The organism is Xenophilus sp. (genome assembly GCF_044462705.1).
In the GTDB taxonomy this organism is placed as follows: domain Bacteria; phylum Pseudomonadota; class Gammaproteobacteria; order Burkholderiales; family Burkholderiaceae_C; genus Xenophilus; species Xenophilus azovorans.
Window position 1 is genome coordinate 1 of sequence record NZ_JBIQNC010000345.1, and the last position, 2,618, is coordinate 2,618.

The window sequence follows — 2,618 nt, forward strand, 5'->3', positions numbered from 1 at the left end:
GGCATTGGGCGCCGGCGCCTGGTGGTGGACGCAGCAGCGCCCCGACGACGGCCAGGCAGGCACGCAGGCCGGCGGCACGTCCACGTCCTCGACCACGACCGTGATGCAGGTCTCGCCGCCCCCGCCGCCACCACCCCCGCCGCCGCCCCCTCCGCCCTCGCCGCGCACGCCGCTGCAGTCGCTGCAGGCGCTGGGCGAGCGCGCCACGCGCGGCTTCGAGGTCAGCGCCTCGGCCGCCAAGCCCGAGGTGCAGGTCGGCCGCGACAAGCTGGCCTTCGAGGTGAGCAGCAAGCGCGAGGGCTACGTCTACGTCTACCTGCTGTCCAGCGGCGGCGAGATGTTCCTGCTCTTCCCCAACCTGCTGGACAAGTACAACAAGATCAACGCCGGCGGCAGCCTCTCGCTGCCGCGCGCCTCGTGGCCGATGAATGCCGGCGGCCCGCCCGGCACCAACGAGTTCGCCGTGGTCGTCAGCGAGCACGAGCGCGACTTCAGCCAGTCCGGCGCGCAGAACGACGGCGTGTTCCCGCAGTTCGCGCTGCCCGTGCTGGCGGCGCTGGAGGCGGCGCGCGGCGACGGGCCGACGCCGCTGCTGGGCAAGCCCGTGTGCCCGCAGGGCGGCGCCTGCCAGGACGTCTACGGCGTCGCGCATTTCAGAATCGTCGAGAAGTGATCGTCTGCAGACAAGGCCCGCGAGGAACGGGCCCCTGCACAAGGAGTGATGAGCCATGAACACGCATCCCACCGATCCCCGAGCGATCCCCGCCAGGCGGCCCGGCCTGGCCGGCCTGGGGCTGGCCCTGGGCCTGGCCCTGGGCGGCTGCGCGGGCGTCCTGCCCTTCACCGATCCGGCCCCCGCGCCGGCGCCTGCACCGGCGCCCACGGCCGAGGCGCCGCCCCCGGCGCCCGCACCCGTGGCGGCGCCCGCACGCCCGTCGACGCCGCCGCCCGGCAGCAGCGTCGCCGGCCAGGCGCGCACCTTCTCCACGCAGCTGGCCACCTACACGGCGGTGCCCTTCGCCAACGTGCCCGGCTGGAGCCGCGACGACTTCTCCGAGAGCTGGCCGGCCTTCCTGACGAGCTGCCGCGTGCTCACCGGCCGCGGCGTGCTGTGGAAGGAGGTCTGCGACCGCGCGCGCGAAGTGGACGGCAAGAGCGACCCGGCCATCCGCGGCTTCTTCGAGCGCGAGTTCGCCGCCTACCAGATCCGCGACGACGACCGCCGCCCCGACGGCGTGGTGACGGGCTACTTCGAGCCCGAGATCGAGGGCAGCCGCACCTATTCGCCGCCCTTCATCTATCCCGTCTACGGCCAGCCGGAGGACATGCTGTTCCTCGACACGCGGCGCCTGCCGGCCGGCAACGGCGTGGTCGCCGCGCGCGTGCAGGGGCGCAACGTGGTGGTGCAGCAGGGGCTGTCCACGCGCGACCTGGGCGCGGCCGGCATCTACGCGCTCGACCTGTCGAAGATCGTGCGCGACACGCTCGACCGCAAGGCCCGCCTGCGCATCGACGGGCGCGAGATCAAGCCCTACTTCACGCGCGAGGAGATCGAGACCCGCGGCGCGCCCAACGCCAGGGTGCTGGCCTTCGTCAGCAGCGCCACGGCGCTGTACGAGATGCAGATCCAGGGCTCGGGCCGCATCCGCTTCAAGGACGGCCAGGTCATCCGCCTGGGCTACGCCGAGCAGAACGGCCAGCCCTTCCGGCCCACGCTGGCCAAGGGCAAGGGCGGCAAGACGCGCACCGCGGTGAAGACGCGCGGCGGCGCCATCGAGCTGCAGCTGGACGATGACGAGGAGGATGACGACATCGGCGACGTCGGCGCCATCCGCACGCGCGGCTTCGTGCTGGCGCGGCCGGTGGCCAGCGGCGCGGTGATGGTGCCGGGCCGCAAGGCGAGCGGGGCGGTGACGGGCTCCGGCATCTCCGACCCGAGCTACGTCTTCTTCAAGGAAGTGTCGGCGCCGGCCGACGGGCCGGTCGGCGCGCTGGGCGTGCCGCTCAAGCCGGGCCGCTCCATCGCCGTCGACCCGCGCAGCACGCCGCTGGGCTACCCGGTGTTCGTCTCCACGCGCGAGCCCGGCAAGGGCACGCCGATGCAGCGCCTGACCATCGCCCAGGACACCGGCGGCGCCATCCGCGGCGCGGTGCGGGCCGACTACTTCTTCGGCAACGGCCAGACCGCCGCGACCCAGGCGCGCCGCATGAAGGAGCGCGGGCAGCTGTGGATCCTGCTGCCACGCGGCCAGGCGGTGGCCGCGGCCAGCACCTCGACGCTGCCGGGCCTGCGCACGCGCGGCGCGAGCCTGGCGAACTGCCTGGTCCCCGACGATGAAACCTGCGCGGACTAGGCTCGCCCCCAGCCTGCGCGGACTTCGTTCCGCTCCGGCAACCCCCTCGCGGGGGCACATCCTGCGGCCTGGCCAAGCCAGTTCCGCGGATGTTCCCGCATGGCCTGCTCCGCGGCCTCTTGATCGGGGTGATCGCCGGGTTTTTCTCCCTCTCCCTCTGGGAGAGGGCCGGGGTGAGGGCTGGGCGGCCGATTCCAGGCGAGGTTGACCCATGCAGGACACCCTCTCGTCCGCCGACAGCGCCGAACTGGTCCGCCTCTGGCG

The 2,618-nt window shown here is 73.6% G+C and carries 2 protein-coding genes; both read left to right on the top strand.

The window, feature by feature from the left end; translation table 11 throughout:
• Positions 1-673, top strand: a 673-nt coding sequence (locus ACIY1X_RS25910; RefSeq protein WP_399686418.1) for a DUF4384 domain-containing protein, incomplete at its 5' end; no start/stop codon positions are given.
• A gap of 55 nt (positions 674-728) precedes the next feature.
• Entirely contained in the window at positions 729-2,354 is a 1,626-nt protein-coding gene (locus ACIY1X_RS25915) for a murein transglycosylase A (protein ID WP_399686420.1), read from the top strand.
• Positions 2,355-2,618: the final 264 nt, after the last annotated feature.

Coding starts and splice junctions, on each gene's coding strand:
- ACIY1X_RS25915 (WP_399686420.1), top strand. CDS start 729: ATGAACACGCATCCCACCGATCCCCGAGCGATCCCCGCCAGGCGGCCC.